The 17276-nt window shown below is 58.2% G+C and carries 15 protein-coding genes; 7 read left to right on the top strand and 8 right to left on the bottom strand.

Annotation, left to right across the window (positions count from 1 at the left end):
- Nucleotides 1-104 precede the first annotated feature (104 nt).
- Together C8D90_RS09080 and C8D90_RS09075 are read left to right on the top strand one after the other, a co-directional pair.
- Nucleotides 105-1397, top strand: coding sequence for an MFS transporter (locus C8D90_RS09080; RefSeq protein ID WP_115458117.1), 1293 nt, complete (start codon nucleotides 105-107; stop codon nucleotides 1395-1397).
- Nucleotides 1398-1455: 58 nt separating this feature from the next.
- Nucleotides 1456-2742 carry a DUF3748 domain-containing protein gene (locus C8D90_RS09075; RefSeq protein ID WP_115458116.1) on the top strand — a complete coding sequence of 429 codons (1287 nt, stop codon included), beginning with the start codon at nucleotides 1456-1458 and terminating at the stop codon, nucleotides 2740-2742.
- On the opposite strand, the gene C8D90_RS09070 is transcribed toward C8D90_RS09075, so the two are convergent.
- Entirely contained in the window at nucleotides 2720-3064 is a 345-nt protein-coding gene (locus C8D90_RS09070; protein WP_115458115.1) for a YceK/YidQ family lipoprotein, read from the bottom strand. The two genes, C8D90_RS09075 and C8D90_RS09070, sit on opposite strands and share 23 nt — an antisense overlap.
- Nucleotides 3065-3391: 327 nt before the next feature.
- On the opposite strand from C8D90_RS09070, the gene ibpA reads away from it, so the two are divergent.
- From ibpA to C8D90_RS09055, 3 genes are all read left to right on the top strand, one after another.
- Nucleotides 3392-3805: a small heat shock chaperone IbpA gene (ibpA, locus tag C8D90_RS09065; RefSeq protein WP_115458114.1), complete on the top strand. Its 414-nt coding sequence runs from the start codon at nucleotides 3392-3394 to the stop codon at nucleotides 3803-3805.
- A 109-nt stretch (nucleotides 3806-3914) separates the two neighbouring features.
- The gene (ibpB, locus tag C8D90_RS09060; RefSeq protein WP_115458113.1) at nucleotides 3915-4358 is read left to right on the top strand and encodes a small heat shock chaperone IbpB; all 444 of its coding nucleotides are present in this window, start codon (nucleotides 3915-3917) and stop codon (nucleotides 4356-4358) included.
- Nucleotides 4359-4549: 191 nt separating this feature from the next.
- The gene (locus C8D90_RS09055; protein WP_115458112.1) at nucleotides 4550-5809 is read left to right on the top strand and encodes a valine--pyruvate transaminase; all 1260 of its coding nucleotides are present in this window, start codon (nucleotides 4550-4552) and stop codon (nucleotides 5807-5809) included.
- A 46-nt stretch (nucleotides 5810-5855) separates the two neighbouring features.
- On the opposite strand, the gene C8D90_RS09050 is transcribed toward C8D90_RS09055, so the two are convergent.
- The 7 genes from C8D90_RS09050 to C8D90_RS09020 form a co-directional block, all read right to left on the bottom strand.
- Nucleotides 5856-6392, bottom strand: coding sequence for an MltR family transcriptional regulator (locus C8D90_RS09050; protein WP_115458111.1), 537 nt, complete (start codon nucleotides 6390-6392; stop codon nucleotides 5856-5858).
- Nucleotides 6393-6447: 55 nt separating this feature from the next.
- Nucleotides 6448-7605 (bottom strand): mannitol-1-phosphate 5-dehydrogenase, encoded by a 1158-nt coding sequence (locus C8D90_RS09045; RefSeq protein ID WP_115458110.1) that lies wholly within the window; start codon nucleotides 7603-7605, stop codon nucleotides 6448-6450.
- Between the two features lie 71 nt (nucleotides 7606-7676).
- Nucleotides 7677-9644 (bottom strand): PTS mannitol transporter subunit IICBA, encoded by a 1968-nt coding sequence (locus tag C8D90_RS09040; RefSeq protein ID WP_115458109.1) that lies wholly within the window; start codon nucleotides 9642-9644, stop codon nucleotides 7677-7679.
- A 431-nt stretch (nucleotides 9645-10075) separates the two neighbouring features.
- Complete coding sequence (locus C8D90_RS09035) at nucleotides 10076-10795, bottom strand: DUF3053 domain-containing protein (RefSeq protein WP_115458108.1); 720 nt, start codon at nucleotides 10793-10795, stop codon at nucleotides 10076-10078.
- A gap of 150 nt (nucleotides 10796-10945) precedes the next feature.
- On the bottom strand, nucleotides 10946-13015 hold the full coding sequence (glyS, locus tag C8D90_RS09030) for a glycine--tRNA ligase subunit beta (RefSeq protein WP_115458107.1): 2070 nt from the start codon (nucleotides 13013-13015) through the stop codon (nucleotides 10946-10948).
- Nucleotides 13016-13027: 12 nt separating this feature from the next.
- A complete protein-coding gene (gene glyQ / locus C8D90_RS09025; RefSeq protein ID WP_115458106.1) occupies nucleotides 13028-13939 on the bottom strand; it encodes a glycine--tRNA ligase subunit alpha in 912 nt (303 codons plus the stop codon).
- Nucleotides 13940-14045: 106 nt separating this feature from the next.
- Nucleotides 14046-16019, bottom strand: coding sequence for an autotransporter outer membrane beta-barrel domain-containing protein (locus C8D90_RS09020; protein WP_115458105.1), 1974 nt, complete (start codon nucleotides 16017-16019; stop codon nucleotides 14046-14048).
- A 168-nt stretch (nucleotides 16020-16187) separates the two neighbouring features.
- On the opposite strand from C8D90_RS09020, the gene C8D90_RS09015 reads away from it, so the two are divergent.
- Together C8D90_RS09015 and C8D90_RS09010 are read left to right on the top strand one after the other, a co-directional pair.
- On the top strand, nucleotides 16188-16757 hold the full coding sequence (locus tag C8D90_RS09015; RefSeq protein WP_115458104.1) for a DNA-3-methyladenine glycosylase I: 570 nt from the start codon (nucleotides 16188-16190) through the stop codon (nucleotides 16755-16757).
- Complete coding sequence (locus C8D90_RS09010; protein ID WP_115458103.1) at nucleotides 16754-17194, top strand: N-acetyltransferase; 441 nt, start codon at nucleotides 16754-16756, stop codon at nucleotides 17192-17194. The genes C8D90_RS09015 and C8D90_RS09010 overlap by 4 nt, the downstream gene beginning before the upstream one ends.
- The last annotated feature ends 82 nt before the right edge of the window (nucleotides 17195-17276 follow it).

The following is a 17276-nucleotide window of genomic DNA, read 5'->3' as shown; positions in this document are numbered from 1 at the left end:
ACTGATCAACTTGGATAAATTTTAATTGGCGAATTTCTCGTCGGGGCACCCCTGTGCCTGAAACGAGGCTCAGCCTATTATCCGATAATAAGTGAGAATAACTCATGGACATGACTCTGCAATCCGCAGCACCAACCAAACGGCGCTATGTGACATTATTAATGATATTTGTCACCGTCGTTATTTGTTATGTCGACCGCGCGAACCTGGCGGTGGCGTCGGCGCATATTCAGGAAGAGTTCGGCATCACCAAGGCCCAGATGGGATACATCTTTTCGGCCTTTGCCTGGACGTATACCCTGTGCCAGATCCCCGGCGGCCGTTTCCTGGACCGCATGGGCTCGAAAGTCACTTACTTTATCGCCATCATGGGATGGTCCGTGGCAACCTTCCTGCAAGGCTTTGCCAACGGCCTGGTTTCATTGATGACCCTGCGTGCGGTAACGGGCCTGTTCGAAGCGCCGGCGTTCCCCACCAACAACCGCATCGTGACCAGCTGGTTCCCGGAGCAGGAGCGTGCATCTGCGGTCGGTTTTTATACTTCCGGCCAGTTCGTCGGCCTGGCTTTTCTGACGCCGTTGCTGATTTGGCTGCAGGAACTGACCAGCTGGCACTGGGTGTTCCTGGCGACCGGCAGCGTCGGCATCGTTTGGGCGCTGGTGTGGCATTTCGTTTATCAGCCGCCGCGTAAGAGCAAGGGCGTTAACGAAGCCGAACTGGCGCATATCGCCAGCGGCGGCGGGATGATCGACGGCGACGCCGTGGCGGAAGCAAAGAAGAACGAGCCGCTGACCAAAGCTGACTGGAAGATGGTTTTTCATCGCAAGCTGATCGGTGTCTACATCGGCCAGTTTGCCATCGCCTCAACGCTGTGGTTCTTCCTGACCTGGTTCCCCAACTACCTGACGCAGGAAAAGCAGATTACCGCGCTGACCGCGGGCTTTATGACCACGGTGCCGTTCCTGGCGGCGTTTTTTGGCGTGATCCTGTCCGGTATTGTGGCGGATCGCCTGCTGCGCAGCGGTAAGTCTATCGGCTTTGCCCGTAAAACGCCGATCATCTGCGGCCTGCTGCTTTCCACCTGCATCATGGGTGCCAACTACACCAATGACCCGATGTGGATCATGATCCTGATGGCGCTGGCGTTTTTCGGCAACGGTTTTGCGTCCATCACCTGGTCGCTGGTTTCTTCACTGGCGCCGCTGCGCCTGATCGGCCTGACCGGCGGGGTATTCAACTTTATCGGTGGTCTGGGCGGCATTACCGTACCGCTGGTGGTGGGATATCTGGCGCAGGATTACGGCTTTGCGCCGTCACTGACTTATATCGCCGTCGTGGCGCTGATTGGCGCGCTGTCTTACATCTTCCTGGTCGGGGAAGTGAAACGCGTAGGATGATGAGTCATCCCCCGGGTTGGTTTATGCTAATAGCATGACCAACCCGCAGGATTGCCTCATGACTCAAAGGGAAAAACAGCTGACGTCCGGCCCGCACGGACATCAGCTGACCAACATCAACGTCTGGACGCCGGACAGCCGCTGGATTACGTACGATGTCCGCCCCGACGGCGCCTCGTTTACCGGTTTAACCATTGAACGGGTTAATGCGGACAACGGGTGGACGGAGGTGATTTATCAGGCCCGCGACGGAGCGCACGTCGGCGTTGTGACCGTCAGCCCGCAGCTTCCCGTACGCTATGTGTTTATTCACGGACCTGAGCATCCCGACGGCGTTTGGCACTATGACTTCCACCACCGGCGCGGCGTGATCGTCAGCGAACCGGATCGCGGGGCGGCGGAAACGCTGGACGCGATGGACATCACCGAACCCTACACGCCCGGCGCCCTGCGCGGCGGCAGCCATGTTCATGTCTTCAGCCCCGAAGGCGATTTCATCAGTTTTACCTACAACGACCATGTGATGCATGCGCTGGATGCGAAGTACGATCAGCGTAACGTCGGCGTCGCCATTCCCCTGAGGGCGGTAGAGGTGCCTGCACGGCACCCGCGCGAGTACGGCGGCAGCCACTTTTGCGTGCTGGTCACACAAACCACGCCGGATCCCTTCCCCGGCAGCGACGACATCACGCGCGCATATGAAGAGGGATGGATCGGCACTCAGGGCTATATCAGGGCTGACGGTTCGCGCCAGCGCCGGGCGCTGGCGTTTATCGGCGATACCCTGTCGGCGGAAGGTCAAAAGGTGGCGGAAATTTTCATCGCTGATTTGCCTGAGCGGGAGGAAGATTACGATCGCGCCGGTGCGTTTCCTTTACAGGGAACGGCAACGCGGCTGCCTGCGCCGCCGGCCGGCGTAACGCAGCGGCGGTTAACCTTCACTCATCAGCGCCGCTATCCGGGGCTGGCATTGTCGCCGCGCCACTGGCTGCGCAGTTCGCCCGACGGCGCGCAAATCGCGTTTCTGATGGCGGACGATGCGGGCGTGATTCAGCTGTGGTGCCTGTCTCCCAATGGCGGAGAACCGCGCCAGGTGACGCACGGAGCGCATGATGTGCAATCGGCGTTCAGTTGGCATCCGGACGGCAAACGTCTGGCTTTCGTGATGGATAACAGCGTGATGTTGTGTGATGTGCATGACGGCCGGTTAACCCGGCTGACGTCGCGAACGGAACAGCCGCCCCGCGCGGAAGCCGTGGTGATTTCACCGGACGGTGCGCGGGTGGCCTACATGCGTGACGTTGACGGCTGGACGCAGATTTTTACTGCGTCGCTTCCGGCTTAGGCCCTTCCGGCTCCCCCTCCACGGGGGCGCCGTGCAGAATGCGTTCACGCGGCGAATCCCGGGTGGTGTCCTTGCCTGAACGATAATAATCGTAAGGAAGCAGCAGGGTATCCACCACGGCTGAGAACGGTAAATCCAGCGCTACCAGGGGGGTCATGGCCCATCCCGTCTCTTCATCTTTCAGCATGCGTACGTCGTTGCGTGCGCCGGGGTAATACCCCTGATGCGGACCGGAGTGCGTCATAATACTGGAACAACCGCTCAGAAGCGCGACCATGCCGGCGAGCCCCGGTACCACGATGCGGCGTATTGCGTATTTCATAATTCCATCCTAAATCCGGCGCAGTACGGCACCCGAGTTAGTGAGTTATAGCACCTGACGGTGAGAGATGAAAAGCGCGCCTGTCAGGCTGTGGCTGCGCTCTCATTTATTTATGAAAATCTATCTTTATTCGCTGGGGGTATTATGACCGGAGCGGAAGGTATTGTAGAGCACATAGTTTCTTATTTTACTCTTGAAAAGCGATTTACCGACCCCATCTTATCATCAGAGCAATGAGGAATATGCCTACGGGGTGTTCAGCTCATTCTTATCCGGCCGCAAGGCGGATTTTATAAACCTCGCTTATTATATTTGGAGGCATTATTTATGCGTAATTTCGATTTAGCACCGTTATACCGTTCCGCCATCGGTTTCGATCGTCTGTTCAATCTGCTTGAATCCGGGCAATCCCAGGGCAACGGAGGATACCCTCCCTACAATGTTGAACTGGTTGATGAGAATCACTATCGGATCGCCATTGCCGTCGCCGGCTTCTCCGAGCCTGAAATTGAGATCACCTCTCACGCCAACGTATTGATTGTTAAAGGCGCACATCAGGCTGCGGATAAAGAACGCACCTATTTATATCAGGGGATCGCCGAACGTAATTTTGAGCGCAAGTTCCAGCTCGCCGAGCATATTCAGGTTCAGGGCGCCAAACTGGAAAACGGGCTGTTATATATCGAACTTGAGCGCGTGGTGCCGGAAACCCTGAAGCCGCGCAAGATTGAAATTAAGTAAGCGCCGGAAATCTCATTTATTGCCTGCCTGCGGGGGGCAAAACTGCGGAGCGGAAATACGCTGTCGGCTCCGTTAATTATCACTCTCGCTTCTCAGAAGGAGTTTTATTATGCGTAACTACGATCTTTCACCCTTACTTCGTCAATGGATCGGCTTTGACAAATTAGCAAATGCTATGCAAAGCAGCCTTGAGCCGCAGGGATTTCCTCCCTACAACATTGAAAAAAGCGACGACAACCATTACCGCATTTCTCTGGCGTTGGCCGGCTTTAAACAAGACGAACTTGATATCGAAGTAGAAGGGCCCCGCCTGACCGTACGCGGCAACCCCGCAAAACCGGAAAAACAGGTGGAATATTTACATCAGGGGCTGGTAATCAAAGCCTTTGACCTGACCTTTACGCTGGCTGAACACCTGACGGTGGAAGGCGCTAAATTCGAAAACGGCCTGTTGAATATCGACCTGGTGCGCCGTGTGCCTGAAGCCCTGCAACCGCAGCATATCAGCATCGGCAGTACGCCGGCGCTTGAGCGCCCGGCATCGGAATCATAATGAGCGACGACCGGGCGGTCACGCCCGGTATTCACCCTTCTCTCTTTGGCGCAGGTAACTGCGCCTTTTTTATGCTTTAAAATTAATCATTGTCAGTGAAAAATAAAATTCTCAGAAATATGGCTGGCTTGTAAGCGGCGCGGGCTGGGGGTATGGTAATTCTTTCTCTCTGAACAACCGCAGTTTGTATCATGACTTTTTCCATATTTGGCGACAAATTTACCCGCTACGCGGGCATAACGCGTTTGATGGACGATCTGAACGACGGATTACGTACACCCGGCGCAATCATGCTGGGCGGCGGCAATCCGGCGCAGATCCCTGAGATGGACGACTACTTTTCCGGGCTCCTGGCGGAGATGCTGGCGCAGGGAAAACTGACCGACGCCTTGTGCAACTATGATGGCCCGCAGGGTAAGAACACGTTATTGCAGGCACTGGCGGAAATGCTGCGGGAGCAGTTTGGCTGGCAAATAACCGCACAAAATATTGCACTGACAAACGGCAGTCAGAGCGCGTTTTTCTACCTGTTCAATCTGTTCGCCGGACGGTTTGCTGATGGTTCGCGTCGCCGGGTGTTATTCCCGCTGGCGCCGGAATATATCGGTTATGCCGATGCCGGGTTGGATGAAGACCTGTTCGTCTCCGCCAAGCCGAATATCGAGCTGCTGCCGGAGGGGATGTTTAAATACCACGTTGATTTTGATCACCTGACCGTCGGGGATGATATCGGGTTGATCTGCGTTTCCCGCCCGACCAACCCCACCGGCAACGTGCTGACCGATGAAGAAATCCGGCGTCTGGATGCCATCGCCCGCCAGCGCGGCGTTCCGCTGCTGATTGATAACGCGTATGGCGTGCCTTTCCCCGGCATTATCTTTACCGACGTCACGCCGTTGTGGAATCCCAATATTATTCTGGGTATGAGTCTGTCTAAGCTCGGGCTGCCCGGCAGCCGCTGCGGAATTGTGGTTGCGAATGAAGAGACGATCAGCGCGCTGAGCAACATGAACGGCATTATCAGCCTGTCGCCCGGCAGCGTTGGGCCGGCGCTGGCGCTGGAGATGATTCAGCGCGGCGATCTGCTGCGCTTGTCGGAAACCGTTATCCGGCCGTTTTATCACCAGCGCGTTGAGCAGACGCTTGCGCTGATCCGCCGTTACCTGCCGGAAGAACGCTGCCTGATCCACAAACCGGAAGGCGCTATTTTTCTCTGGTTATGGTTCCGTGATTTGCCGATCAGTACGGAGGTGCTCTATCAGCGTCTGAAGCAGCGCGGGGTGCTGATGGTGCCCGGTCACTACTTCTTCCCCGGCCTGGAGCAGGAGTGGGCGCATACCCACCAGTGCATGCGGATGAACTACATGCCGAAGCCGGAACTGATTGAGCAGGGCGTGCAGATTCTGGCCGAAGAGGTTGAACGGGCGCACCGCGAGGACGGTAAGGGCTGACGCGTTATTCCAGCCTGCTGTCCGGCAGGCTGGAGCTGAAGGCGGTTCAGAACGCTTTCTTGTGGCACAGGCGGGAAACCAGGTCGGTAATGCATAAGACCAGCGTGGAGCGCACCATCTGCTGGTAGCGCTGTTTCTGCATGTCCACCAACGCATCGTCCACAACATCTTCTGGCAGATGCAGCGTTGGCGCCGGCGGCAGGGCGACGCCGTGCAGCAGGCTCAGCGGCCCGAGGATTTCATCGTCGGTAAACTGATAGTCATGCTCGCCGTGGCTGACTTCGTTGTGCAGAGCCAGCAGCAACTCACTATCCTCATACTCATCGCGGCTGATCACGCCCAACGCATAAATCAGCTTGAGGCGGACCGGCAGGGCGGCCAGCGGGCCTGAACCTTCGAGCAACGGCTCTACCGCATACTTTACGGCATAATCATCTTTACGGAACGCCTGCAAAATCAGCAGGTCCACGGCTTCTGCAAGTAACCCGACAGCGGCATGCAGAAAACCCTGTACGGTCTGCCGCGCATTAAGGCGCTCCAGTATCCGGTTTTCAAATGCCTGTGTTTCTTCCATTGTAGCCATTCGTTAATGCCATCGTTTTTGTCGCACCGGGCCGATGGGCGTCCGGTGCGGCGGTTTATGCCTGATGCTGCATGGCGTTATACACATTCGTCACCTGAGCGACAACCTCTGGTTGATCCGCCAGTGCGGAAATCTGGGTCAGCGCCTGCTCTGTTCCCAGCGTCTCCAACAGGGTCAGCATCTCCTGTGCCTGGGGATCCTGCGGATTACGGTAGCTCAGTGCGGCCGCGATGCCGATCAGCAAATTCGCATTAGGCAAGTTATATTCCAGCGTGCCGCGCAACGGCTTGATGAGCCGGTCGCCTTCGCTCAGCTTGCGTAACGGTTGGCGTCCGACGCGTTCAACCTCATCGTGCAGATAGGGGTTTTCAAACCGGGTCAGAATTTTTTGGATATAGGCGGCGTGCTGGCGTGGGTCGAAACCGTAACGTTTAATCAGTACGGCGCCGCTTTCCTCCATTGCGCCCTTTACCACTTCCCGCACCGCGGGGTCGAGAATTGCCTCGCGGATGGTGCCGTAGCCAGCTAACTGCCCCAGATAAGCGGTAATGGCATGCCCGGTGTTCAGGGTGAACAGTTTGCGCTCCACGTAGGCCATCAGGTTCGTTGTGGCGTCCATCCCTGCGATGGGCGGCAGCTCGCCTTTGAACTGGGTGCTGTCGACAATCCACTCACTGAAGGTTTCCACCGTCACTTCCAGTGGATCATCGTTTGCGGCGGCGGCGGGCGGGACGATACGGTCCACGGCGGAGTCGACGAAGCCCACGTGCTCATCGACCCAAGCGTGCAGCGCTTCAGGCAGCGCCTGCAAAACGTGCTGCTTGAGCTGGCTGGTGCCGCGCACCATATTTTCACAGGCAATGATATTCAGCGGCTGGTTATTTCCGGCGGCGTGGCGGGCGGTTAATCCCTGCGCCAGCGTACCGGCGATTTTGGCCAGCACCTGCGGCCCGACGGCGGTGGTGATGATGTCGGCCTGCGCGATTTGGTTGATGGCGTCCGGGCTGGCGCTGTGCACCGCGCTAACCTTATTAACCCGCTCAACGTGCGCGTTTTCGCCAACCACGTGGACCTGATAACTTTGCTGGTGGGCTAACTGATCGACCAGCGGCTGATTAACGTCGGCGAAAATCAGGTCGGCCCTGGCGTCTGCCAGCAGTTTGCCGATAAAGCCGCGGCCGATGTTGCCCGCGCCAAAGTGAATAGCTTTCATGTTCGTTACCTCACGATTATTCCGTAAAAAGGGGGCCGGGGGAGGCCCCAAACCGGCGTACGCCGGTACGTTCAGGCCGCTTGCTCGCCGGAGAGCAGGTCTAATACTTCCTGCACGCTGGTGGTTTCCGCCAGGCGCTGGATGATGCCCTCTTCGTCAAGCGCGCTGGTCAGGCGGGTGATTACCTGAACGTGCTCGTTATTTCGCGCAGCGATGCCGATGACCAGGCGCGCCACGTCGCCCGGATCGTCGCCGAAAGGCACGCCGGACGGGTATTGGCAGATAACGATGCCGGTGCGCAGCACGCGGTCTTTGGCTTCTACGGTGCCGTGAGGTACGGCGATGGATTCTCCGAGGTAGGTGGAGGTCAGGGCTTCGCGCGCCAGCATGGCGTCAACGTAGTCCGGTTCAACGTAGCCGCCTTCAACCAGCTTTTCGCCGGCGAAGCGGATGGCTTGCTCTTTGGTTTGCGCCTTCAGGGCCAGGAAGATGTTGCCGGCGCCCAGTTCGAACAGGTTCTCTTCCCGTTCGCTCTGGTCGAAGGCGTCATCGTTGGCGGCCACGATGGTCTGCGTGATCAGCCTGCCGTCGTTGGCGGCCTGCGGCATTTTGGCCGCCAGCAGCCGGGTGGTCAGGTCGCTGTAAAGCTGGCCGTCGAGGAAATTGCTCAGCGACAGGTGCATTGCCTGCGGCATCTGACGCATGGCGCGTTCGGTCAGATCCTGATGGGTAATTACCAGGTCCACGTCTTCCGGCAGGCTGTTGATGGCGCAATTGGTCACGGAGATGTGGGTCAGCCCGGCATCTTTGACTTTCTTGCGCAGTACGCCGGCGCCCATGGCGCTGGAACCCATGCCCGCATCGCAGGCAACGATAATTTTACGCACGTGGCTCATGTCTTTGGACAGATCGGCACGCAGGGCCGGCTGCGGTTGACCTTTGCCCGCGCCTTTGGACTGCTGCTTCAGGTTTTGCATGCGGCGGGTGGCTTCCGCCAGGCCGTTGTCCTCTTCATCGCCTACCGGTGAGCGCTTAAGCAGCACGGCGGAAACCAAAAAGGAGACCGTGGTGGAGGTGATGATAGAGAGCACTACGCCAATCATCGACGCTTTCGGCGTCATCAGTAATACGGCGAAGATGGAACCCGGAGATGCCGGGGAAACCAGGCCGGCGTTGAACATCGTCAGGGTAAACACGCCGGTCATGCCGCCAAGGATCACGGCCAGAATCAGGCGCGGGTTCATCAGCACATACGGGAAATAGATTTCATGGATCCCGCCGAAGAAGTGAATAATGGCGGCGCCCGGAGCGGATTGCTTCGCGCTGCCTTTGCCGAAGAACATATAGGCCAGCAGCACGCCCAGGCCCGGGCCGGGGTTGGCTTCAATCAGGAAGAAGATGGACTTACCGGTTTCGGTAGCCTGTTGAATACCGAGCGGTGAGAAGATGCCGTGGTTGATGGCATTGTTGAGGAACAGGATTTTGGCCGGTTCAACAAAGACGGAGGTCAGCGGCAGCAGGTTGTTCTGCACCATGACGTTAACACCCGCCGCCAATATTTTAGACAGCGACTCGACCAGCGGTCCGATAGCCATAAACGCCAGTATCGCCAGCAGCATGCCGATAATGCCGGCGGAGAAGTTATTCACCAGCATTTCGAAGCCGCTTTTGATTTTGCCGTCGACCCAGCGGTCAAAACGCTTGATGGCAACGCCGCCCAGCGGGCCGGCAATCATGGCGCCGAGGAACATCGGCATATCCGCGCCTACTACGACGCCCATGGTGGTGATTGCGCCGACCACGCCGCCGCGCTCGCCGCCGATCAGGCGGCCGCCGGTATAACCGATTAACAGCGGCAGCAGGTAGGTGATCATCGGGCCGACCAGTTTGGCCATCGTGTCGTTCGGCAGCCAGCCTGTCGGGATAAACAATGCGGTGATCAGCCCCCAGGCAATAAACGCACCGATATTCGGCATCACCATATTGCTGAGGAAACGGCCAAAATTCTGTATCTTGACCTTGATATCCGGTGATAACATAAAACACCCCTCGTGGTACGCGCAAAACGGTGCGCGTGATAGTTGTCGAAACGGTTTCGCCAAAAACCGTCAGTCGTTCTGTATGCAAAATCGACTCTATCACGCCGTTTTCATGTTGCGTATCCCGAGGGTTTTTTGTGATAGAAGTCACCTTAATGGTGGGGGTAAGTAAGGGTTAATGGTGATGTTTGTCACATAAATGCGGCGTAATTAAGGCACAATGCAATAAATCGCCCGCTTTTTGTGATGGTGATCACCATGTTTCTTGTTTGGATTGTTTTTGAATTGTGATGTTAATCACAAGATATTTTATGTAGTAGAAAAGTATTCAGGTTTTTGCCTGGAAATTAGCGGGAACAAGTTCACGCGGCGGGGAGATTTGTAATTAAGTTACAAAAAGCCCCGCGCGGTTGCTGCGGGGCGTGAGGAAATCAGTTCAGCACGGCGGCGCTGCGGCTTTGTGCGGCCAGCAACTCTTGGTGCTTAGCGGCGACGTTGCTCATCATCTGGTTATATTGAGCAACCTGCTGTTGGGTTTGCAGCTGAATACCGCTGTTTTCAAAGCGTGCCTGCGGGCCGACATACTGAAGGAAGTCCCCCACCTGCAACAAATCCTGCGCCAGGCTGGCGGCCATCGGGATCATCGGCCCAATGGCGTTGGCCGGATCGCTGACCACTTTGGCATAGGCCTTATCGTAAACCACGCGCAGATCGTCCGGCTGCTTCAGCGCGGCTTTGGCGCTGTCGGCCTGCGCCCTGGCGCTTTGCACCTGCTGACCCAGCATATTCAGCGCGCCGGATGCCTGGCGAAGTTCGTCACGCTTAAGCAGATAGTCTTGCGGGACGCGGATTTGGCTGATGGTATTGTTGAGCGGCGTCAGGCTGGAGTCGGTAGCCCGGCTGAAGTTTTGCGAGAACGTGACCAGAATGGCGTAATCCCCGGTATATTTGCCCAACTTTTGCTTCTGATCTTCGCTGAGCGTCGGCACCTTGCTGCTGCCGCGCATCACCGTGTTTTGCAGATAGTCGATGAAGGCTTTACGCTGATCGGCTTCTTTATCTCCGCAGGCTGCGAGCTGGAAAACCATCATTATTGCCATAACGGGCATCAGCCAACGTTTCAGCGGGGCACGGGTTACCGCAAATACCATGTGAATACTCCTGTCGTCATGCGAAGCGCGCGCCGTCGGGACATCCGGCGGATCGCATAAAAATCATGCCGCCTATCATGCGCTAATCCGTGCGCGACTTCCACTCACACAAACGGCGCAGCCATAAGGCGGCGCCGTTTGTTCAGCGGATTATTGCAGGACGGAAATATCGGCCACCTGCAGGAACAGCTCACGCAACTTGCTCAGCAGCGTCAGACGGTTGATGCGCACCTGCGCGTCTTCGTCCATAACCATCACTTTGTCGAAGAAGTTGTCCACCGGCTCACGCAGGGTCGCCAGCTCCACCAGCGCCTCCTGATAGCGCCCTTCAGCGAACAGCGGCTCCAGCTTGTCACGCAGTACAACGAGGTTTGTCGCCAGATGAATCTCCGCCGGATCTTTCAACTGTGAGGCGTGGACGTGATCATTGAGCGTATCCGTGGCTTTCGCCAGGATGTTGGACACGCGCTTGTTGGCCGCGGCCAGCGAAGCCGCTTCTTCCAGCGTGCGGAAGTGCGAGACGGCTTTGACACGGGCGTCGAAGTCCGCCGGACGGGTCGGACGGCGCGCCAGCACGGCCTGAATGGTGTCCACGCTGTGGCCTTCTTCCTGATACCAGGCGCGGAAACGGCCCAGCATGAATTCCACCACGTCATCCACCACGTTCTTGTTGGTGAGTTTGCTGCCGTACAGGCGAACCGCCTCTTCGGTCAGCGTCACCAGATCCAGCGGCAGCTTCTTCTCCACGATGATACGCAGCACGCCCAGCGCGGCACGGCGCAGGGCGAACGGATCTTTGTCGCCTTTCGGGTGCTGGCCAATGCCGAAGATACCCGCCAGGGTGTCCATCTTGTCGGCGATGGCGACCGAACAGGCAACCAGTGAGGAAGGCAGAGCGTCGCCGGCGAAGCGCGGCTGATATTGCTCGTTCAGCGCCACGGCCACTTCTTCATTCTCGCCGTCGTGACGCGCATAGTGCATGCCCATCACGCCCTGGGTGTCGGTGAACTCAAACACCATGTTGGTCATCAGGTCGCACTTGGAAAGCAGCCCGGCGCGGGTCGCCAGATTAACATCGGCGCCGATCTGGCCGGCAACCCAGCCCGCCAGCGTTTCGATGCGGTCGGTTTTGTCGCGCAGGGTACCCAGCTGCTGTTGGAACAGCACGGTTTCCAGGCGCGGCAGATTATCTTCCAGGCGCTGTTTGCAGTCGGTTTTGAAGAAGAACTCGGCGTCAGCCAGACGCGGGCGCACTACCTTCTCATTACCGGAGATAATCTGCTGCGGATCTTTCGATTCGATATTGGCGACGAAGATGAAGTTCGGCAGCAGCTTGCCCTGTGCGTCGTACACCGGGAAGTATTTCTGGTCGCCCTTCATGGTATGAACCAGCGCTTCAGCCGGTACGTCGAGGAACTTCTCTTCGAATTTCGCGGTCAGCACCACCGGCCATTCCACCAGCGAGGTGACTTCTTCCAGCAGGCTGTCGGCGAGGTCGGCGTTACCGCCGATTTTTTGCGCCGCCAGCTCGGCATCGCGCTTAATGATGGCCTTACGGGCCTCATAGTCGGCGATGACTTTACCGCGCTCCAGCAGGATTTGCGGGTATTGATCGGCATTATCGAGGGTGATTTCCGCCTCGCCCATAAAGCGGTGGCCGCGGATCACGCGGTCGGACGCCACGCCGAGCAGAGTGGCCGGGATCAGCTCATTGCCCAGCAGCAGGGTCACGGTGTGAACCGGACGCACGAACTGGGTGTCTTTGGCGCCCCAGCGCATCAGTTTCGGGATCGGCAGCTTTGTCAGCGCGTTGGCGACCATATCCGGCAGCAACTGCTGGGCGCTCTGGCCTTTTTGATGTGCGCGGAACACCAGCCATTCGCCTTTGTCGGTCGTCAGGCGATCGGCCTGCGCGACGGTGATGCCGCAGCCGCGCGCCCAGCCTTCGGCGGCCTTGGTCGGCGCGCCGCTGGCGTCAAACGCCGCGGAAACGGCAGGGCCGCGTTTTTCGATTTCGCGATCCGGCTGCGCTGCGCTGAGCTGCGCAACCTTCAGCGCCAGACGGCGCGGGGCGGCGAACCAGTTGACGCCGCCGTGGGTCAGGCCGGCGTTGTCCAGCTCGGCGCTAAAATTGGCGGCGAACGCCTCCGCCAGAGAACGGAGGGCTTTCGGCGGCAGCTCTTCCGTGCCGATTTCCACCAGGAAAGTCTGTTGAGTCATGGCTGCTGCCTCTTAATCCTTCGGGTTACACATGGGGAAGCCCAGCGCTTCGCGGGAAGCGTAGTAGGCCTCTGCGACGGCTTTGGTCAGGGTACGGATACGCAGAATGTAACGCTGGCGCTCGGTGACCGAGATCGCTTTGCGCGCGTCCAGCAGGTTGAAGCTGTGGGCGGCTTTCAGAATGCGTTCGTACGCCGGCAGCGGCAGCGGTTTTTCCAGTGCAAGCAGCGTTTGCGCCTCTTTCTCATACTGTTCGAAACAGGTGAACAGGAAATCGACGTCGGCATATTCGAAGTTGTAGGTAGATTGTTCCACCTCGTTTTGATGGAACACGTCGCCGTAGGTGGTCACGCCCAGCGGGCCGTTGCTCCACACCAGGTCATAGACGCTTTCCACGCCCTGGATGTACATCGCCAGGCGCTCAAGGCCGTAGGTGATTTCGCCGGTGACCGGCTTACACTCCAGCCCGCCGACCTGCTGGAAGTAGGTGAACTGGGTCACTTCCATGCCGTTGAGCCACACTTCCCAGCCCAGGCCCCAGGCGCCGAGCGTCGGGTTTTCCCAGTTGTCTTCCACGAAGCGGATGTCATGCACCAACGGGTCCAGGCCCAGCTCTTTCAGCGAGCCGAGGTACAGTTCCTGAATGTTATCCGGCGAAGGCTTGATAACAACCTGAAATTGGTAGTAGTGCTGCAGGCGGTTCGGGTTTTCGCCGTAGCGGCCGTCGGTCGGCCGGCGCGAGGGCTGTACGTAGGCGGCAGCCATTGGCTCGGGCCCCAGCGCCCGCAGGCAGGTCATTGGATGAGAGGTGCCGGCGCCGACTTCCATGTCCAGTGGTTGAACGATGGTGCAGCCCTGGCGTGCCCAATAATCCTGCAATGTCAGGATCAGTCCCTGAAAGGTCTTGGTATCAAACTTTTGCATGTTGAGTTCGCACGCGGTAGCAAGTGGATTTAAACGGAATTCAGCAGTATACCGCCTGCACGTAAGATATACAGCCCGAATCCCCACTCATCCGGGCTTAATTTGCTTAAAATTTCGCGCTGAGGCCGACGTTATACAAAAATTGTTCGCCGCTGCTCAGGCCGCCGGTTTGGGAAACGGAGGCAAAGGCGGCGACGTTGTCGGTGAGCGGCAGGTTCGCGCCTACGGTAACATCCGTCCAGTTGCGGTCCTGCGTTGCGGTTTCGCGGGTGAATGTGGTCTGCGACGTTTTGATGCCGCCGCCGGCGGTATAGACATCGTCGCCGAACTGGTGCTGATAGGTGATCTGCGCGTAGGGATTGATGACGTCAAAGTGCGTATCCAGCCGCCAGCCCAGCGCGCCAACCTGCGAGTGGTAATTTTGATCGCTGAATCGCATGGCGGTGCTGTCGTCGCCGTTTTCTTCATAGCCGTCCACGTGGCTGTAATCCAGGGCAAACTGCACCACCGGGCCGGTTTTAATCGCCGGCGTGACGGGGAAATCCCAGCCGGCGGTGATGCGCGCGCCGTATTGATTTCCTTCTGTATCTCCCTGTTCGGCGCGGTTGGCCGCGCCCAGCGTTATGCTGCGGCTGATATCGTCATAGTTCATCCGCATCAGGTGCAGATCGGCGTTAATCCAGCCGTTATCGAGGACGTTTACCGCGCTGAAGGCGGAAAACATCAGTCCGCGCCCTTTGTAGGTGAAGCCGGGCGTCGGTTGCTGATTGTCATCGGAGGCGGAAATCAGGAAACCGGCCAGCCAGCTGTCGGTAATCTGATGGTCCACGCCGACGGTTAAGTTATGGGTAGTGGCGTTGCCGTCGCCGGCGGCCAGGTTGGCGGCATAGTCGTAATGCTGACCGGCATAGCCGCCGAACACGCCCCAGCTCCCCGGGATATTGCCGTTGTCGCGCAGTTGTTGCAGGCGGCTGTCGAGCATGGCGCGCGCATCACGCGCCATGGCGGCGGTTTCCTGTGTCAGCGCCACCACCTGCGCCGGGGCGTTAAGGACAGACGCCATATAATCGCCGATCAGCGCGTGCGCCGCCGGCGTCGGGTGGAAATCGTCGGCGAACAGGAAAGGTTTACTGCTGTCGAAGCCGCTCATGGCGGAACTGCACCGTGCCGAGGAAACGCCCGTCGGGCAGGCGAATCCGGCGGTATTGGCAAAGCCGTACTGCGCAGGATTGGCGACGACTTCGTTAAACAGGGCGTTGACGTCTACCCGCACGATATTGCCGCCGCGCTGGCTCAGCAACGTTTCTTCCTGCTGATTGTAGAGTTGGGTGAGCGCGGCGGTTTGCGCGCTTAACGTGGTGTAGGCATCAAACATTTGCTGCGCTACTGCGCCGGAAAGCGGGCCTGCCTGTGCGGCCGCGGCCTGGAAAGCCTGCCGGATCACCTGTAGCCGGCCATCGGCGCCGTCAGTGGCCGGAGCGTTCAGCGCGGCGTGCAGCGCCAGCAGGGCGGCGGTTTGATCCGGCAGCGGCGCGGCCTGAATGATGGACTCCGCCAGCGTAGGCGTCAGGCCGATGTTAGGCACCGTTGGAACGATAACGGTGCCGGCTCCGGCGTTCAGTAAGGTATCGACCTGCTGCGCCGCCCCGGCGGCGCTGGTCAGTACGATGGTCTGCGCCTGTGCCGAATTAAGCACGGCGGCGGCCAGGTCGTTACCGCCGATCCAGTGAATATAAAGCCCCTGCCCGTCGGCCTTTCCGCCGACCGTATCCAGATAAGCGGCCACCTGATCCTGCGTGTTGTTCTGCGCATTGAGGGAAGGCGCCGCCACCGCGCCGCCGGCCGCATAGTCGCTGCCGCCCTGCGCGCTGGCGCTCAGGTTAAGCCCGATGGACTGCGCCAGAATATCGTCATAGAGCGGGTGTTGGCTGCCGTCATAGGTAAAACGGCCGACGTTGCCGTTGTCGCTCAGGCTGTCGCCAAAGACGACCACCTGATCAAAAGCCAGCGCAGGGCAAGCGGCTATCGCGAGCATCACCAGCGCGATACGGCGTGGCGAAGGCAGGGTGCAGGTATTCATGTATTGCCACTCCTGAAACACAATTATTATGTTTTATGATTTCAGTGACACGATCTAACTATTGACGGCGCCGGGGTGGCGTCAAGGGCAAGGTGAAGAAATAATAGGTAGCGTAACCAAAGCGACGGGCGCTGGTGAACCTTTTCCCAAAAGAGGGAGTGATACCATATGGATAATAAAACGCGTTGCGGCTGGGTTTCCGCCGATCCTCTGTACATCGCCTACCATGATGAAGAATGGGGGCAGCCGCTCTATGACGGTGCCAGGCTGTTCGAGATGCTCTGTCTGGAAGGACAGCAGGCCGGCCTGTCCTGGATTACCGTACTGAAAAAACGCGAGAACTACCGGCGCGCTTACCATCATTTTGATCCGGAAAAAGTTGCGGCCATGACGGAGGCCGACATTGATGCGCTGATGCAGGACGCCGGGCTGATCCGCCATCGTCTGAAGCTGGACGCCATCGTGATTAACGCGCGCGCTTTGCTTGCCATGCAGCGTCAGGGCGAGGATTTTTCCACTTTCCTGTGGAGCTTCGTTGACGGAAAACCGTTGCACAACCATCCGGCGACCCTGTCGGATATCCCGGCGAAAACCGCGCAGTCAGACGCAATGTCGAAGGCGCTGAAAAAACGCGGCTTCAAGTTCATCGGCTCTACCATTTGCTATGCGTTTATGCAGGCCTGCGGCATGGTGGACGATCACGTTGCCGACTGCTTTCTGGTGGCGAAGGCATCATGATCCGCCCGGCGACGGAGCAGGACACCGACGCGCTGATGGCGCTGTGGCTGACCAGCACCACGCAGGCTCACCCCTTTATTGCGCCCGCTTACTGGCAGGAAAGCGCCTTTCTGGTGCGCAACACCTATCTGCCTTCCGCCCTCACCTGGCTGGAGGAGCAGGACGGGCGCATCGTCGGTTTTATCAGCGTGCTGGAACAGGCGTTTATCGGGGCATTGTTCGTTGATGAGGCGTTCTTCGGCACCGGCGCGGGTTACCGGCTGATGCAGCAGGCGAAGGCCCTCTATCCGCGCCTATGGCTGGAAGTCTACCGGCGCAATCACCGGGCGATGGCGTTTTACCTGCGTCAGGGGTTTTCGATACAGGAAACCGAGTTCAATGAAGAAACCGGCCACCATACGGTTGTTATGATGTGGGAGGCCGAACCGGCACGCTGATCGTCTCTTTCCTTCCTGGCTATACTCAAAAGCTATACCGGCTTGCTTTTTAAGTTATGTCGGCGCTGCATTAGTTTGCGGA

The sequence above is a fragment of the Enterobacillus tribolii genome, from assembly GCF_003363015.1.
GTDB classification, from domain to species: domain Bacteria; phylum Pseudomonadota; class Gammaproteobacteria; order Enterobacterales; family Enterobacteriaceae; genus Enterobacillus; species Enterobacillus tribolii.
Note: the sequence above shows the minus strand (reverse complement) of the source record. Positions and strands in the feature narration are given on the sequence as shown.

What these genes read in the sequence shown, in the direction of transcription:
- C8D90_RS09070 (WP_115458115.1), bottom strand. Translation starts at nt 3,064, where the DNA reads ATGAAATACGCAATACGCCGCATCGTGGTACCGGGGCTCGCCGGCATG.
- C8D90_RS09045 (WP_115458110.1), bottom strand. Translation starts at nt 7,605, where the DNA reads ATGAAAGCTATTCACTTTGGCGCGGGCAACATCGGCCGCGGCTTTATC.
- C8D90_RS09080 (WP_115458117.1), top strand. Translation starts at nt 105, where the DNA reads ATGGACATGACTCTGCAATCCGCAGCACCAACCAAACGGCGCTATGTG.
- C8D90_RS09035 (WP_115458108.1), bottom strand. Translation starts at nt 10,795, where the DNA reads ATGGTATTTGCGGTAACCCGTGCCCCGCTGAAACGTTGGCTGATGCCC.
- C8D90_RS09050 (WP_115458111.1), bottom strand. Translation starts at nt 6,392, where the DNA reads ATGGCTACAATGGAAGAAACACAGGCATTTGAAAACCGGATACTGGAG.
- C8D90_RS09010 (WP_115458103.1), top strand. Translation starts at nt 16,754, where the DNA reads ATGATCCGCCCGGCGACGGAGCAGGACACCGACGCGCTGATGGCGCTG.
- glyS (WP_115458107.1), bottom strand. Translation starts at nt 13,015, where the DNA reads ATGACTCAACAGACTTTCCTGGTGGAAATCGGCACGGAAGAGCTGCCG.
- C8D90_RS09040 (WP_115458109.1), bottom strand. Translation starts at nt 9,644, where the DNA reads ATGTTATCACCGGATATCAAGGTCAAGATACAGAATTTTGGCCGTTTC.
- glyQ (WP_115458106.1), bottom strand. Translation starts at nt 13,939, where the DNA reads ATGCAAAAGTTTGATACCAAGACCTTTCAGGGACTGATCCTGACATTG.
- C8D90_RS09055 (WP_115458112.1), top strand. Translation starts at nt 4,550, where the DNA reads ATGACTTTTTCCATATTTGGCGACAAATTTACCCGCTACGCGGGCATA.
- C8D90_RS09020 (WP_115458105.1), bottom strand. Translation starts at nt 16,019, where the DNA reads ATGAATACCTGCACCCTGCCTTCGCCACGCCGTATCGCGCTGGTGATG.
- ibpB (WP_115458113.1), top strand. Translation starts at nt 3,915, where the DNA reads ATGCGTAACTACGATCTTTCACCCTTACTTCGTCAATGGATCGGCTTT.
- ibpA (WP_115458114.1), top strand. Translation starts at nt 3,392, where the DNA reads ATGCGTAATTTCGATTTAGCACCGTTATACCGTTCCGCCATCGGTTTC.
- C8D90_RS09015 (WP_115458104.1), top strand. Translation starts at nt 16,188, where the DNA reads ATGGATAATAAAACGCGTTGCGGCTGGGTTTCCGCCGATCCTCTGTAC.
- C8D90_RS09075 (WP_115458116.1), top strand. Translation starts at nt 1,456, where the DNA reads ATGACTCAAAGGGAAAAACAGCTGACGTCCGGCCCGCACGGACATCAG.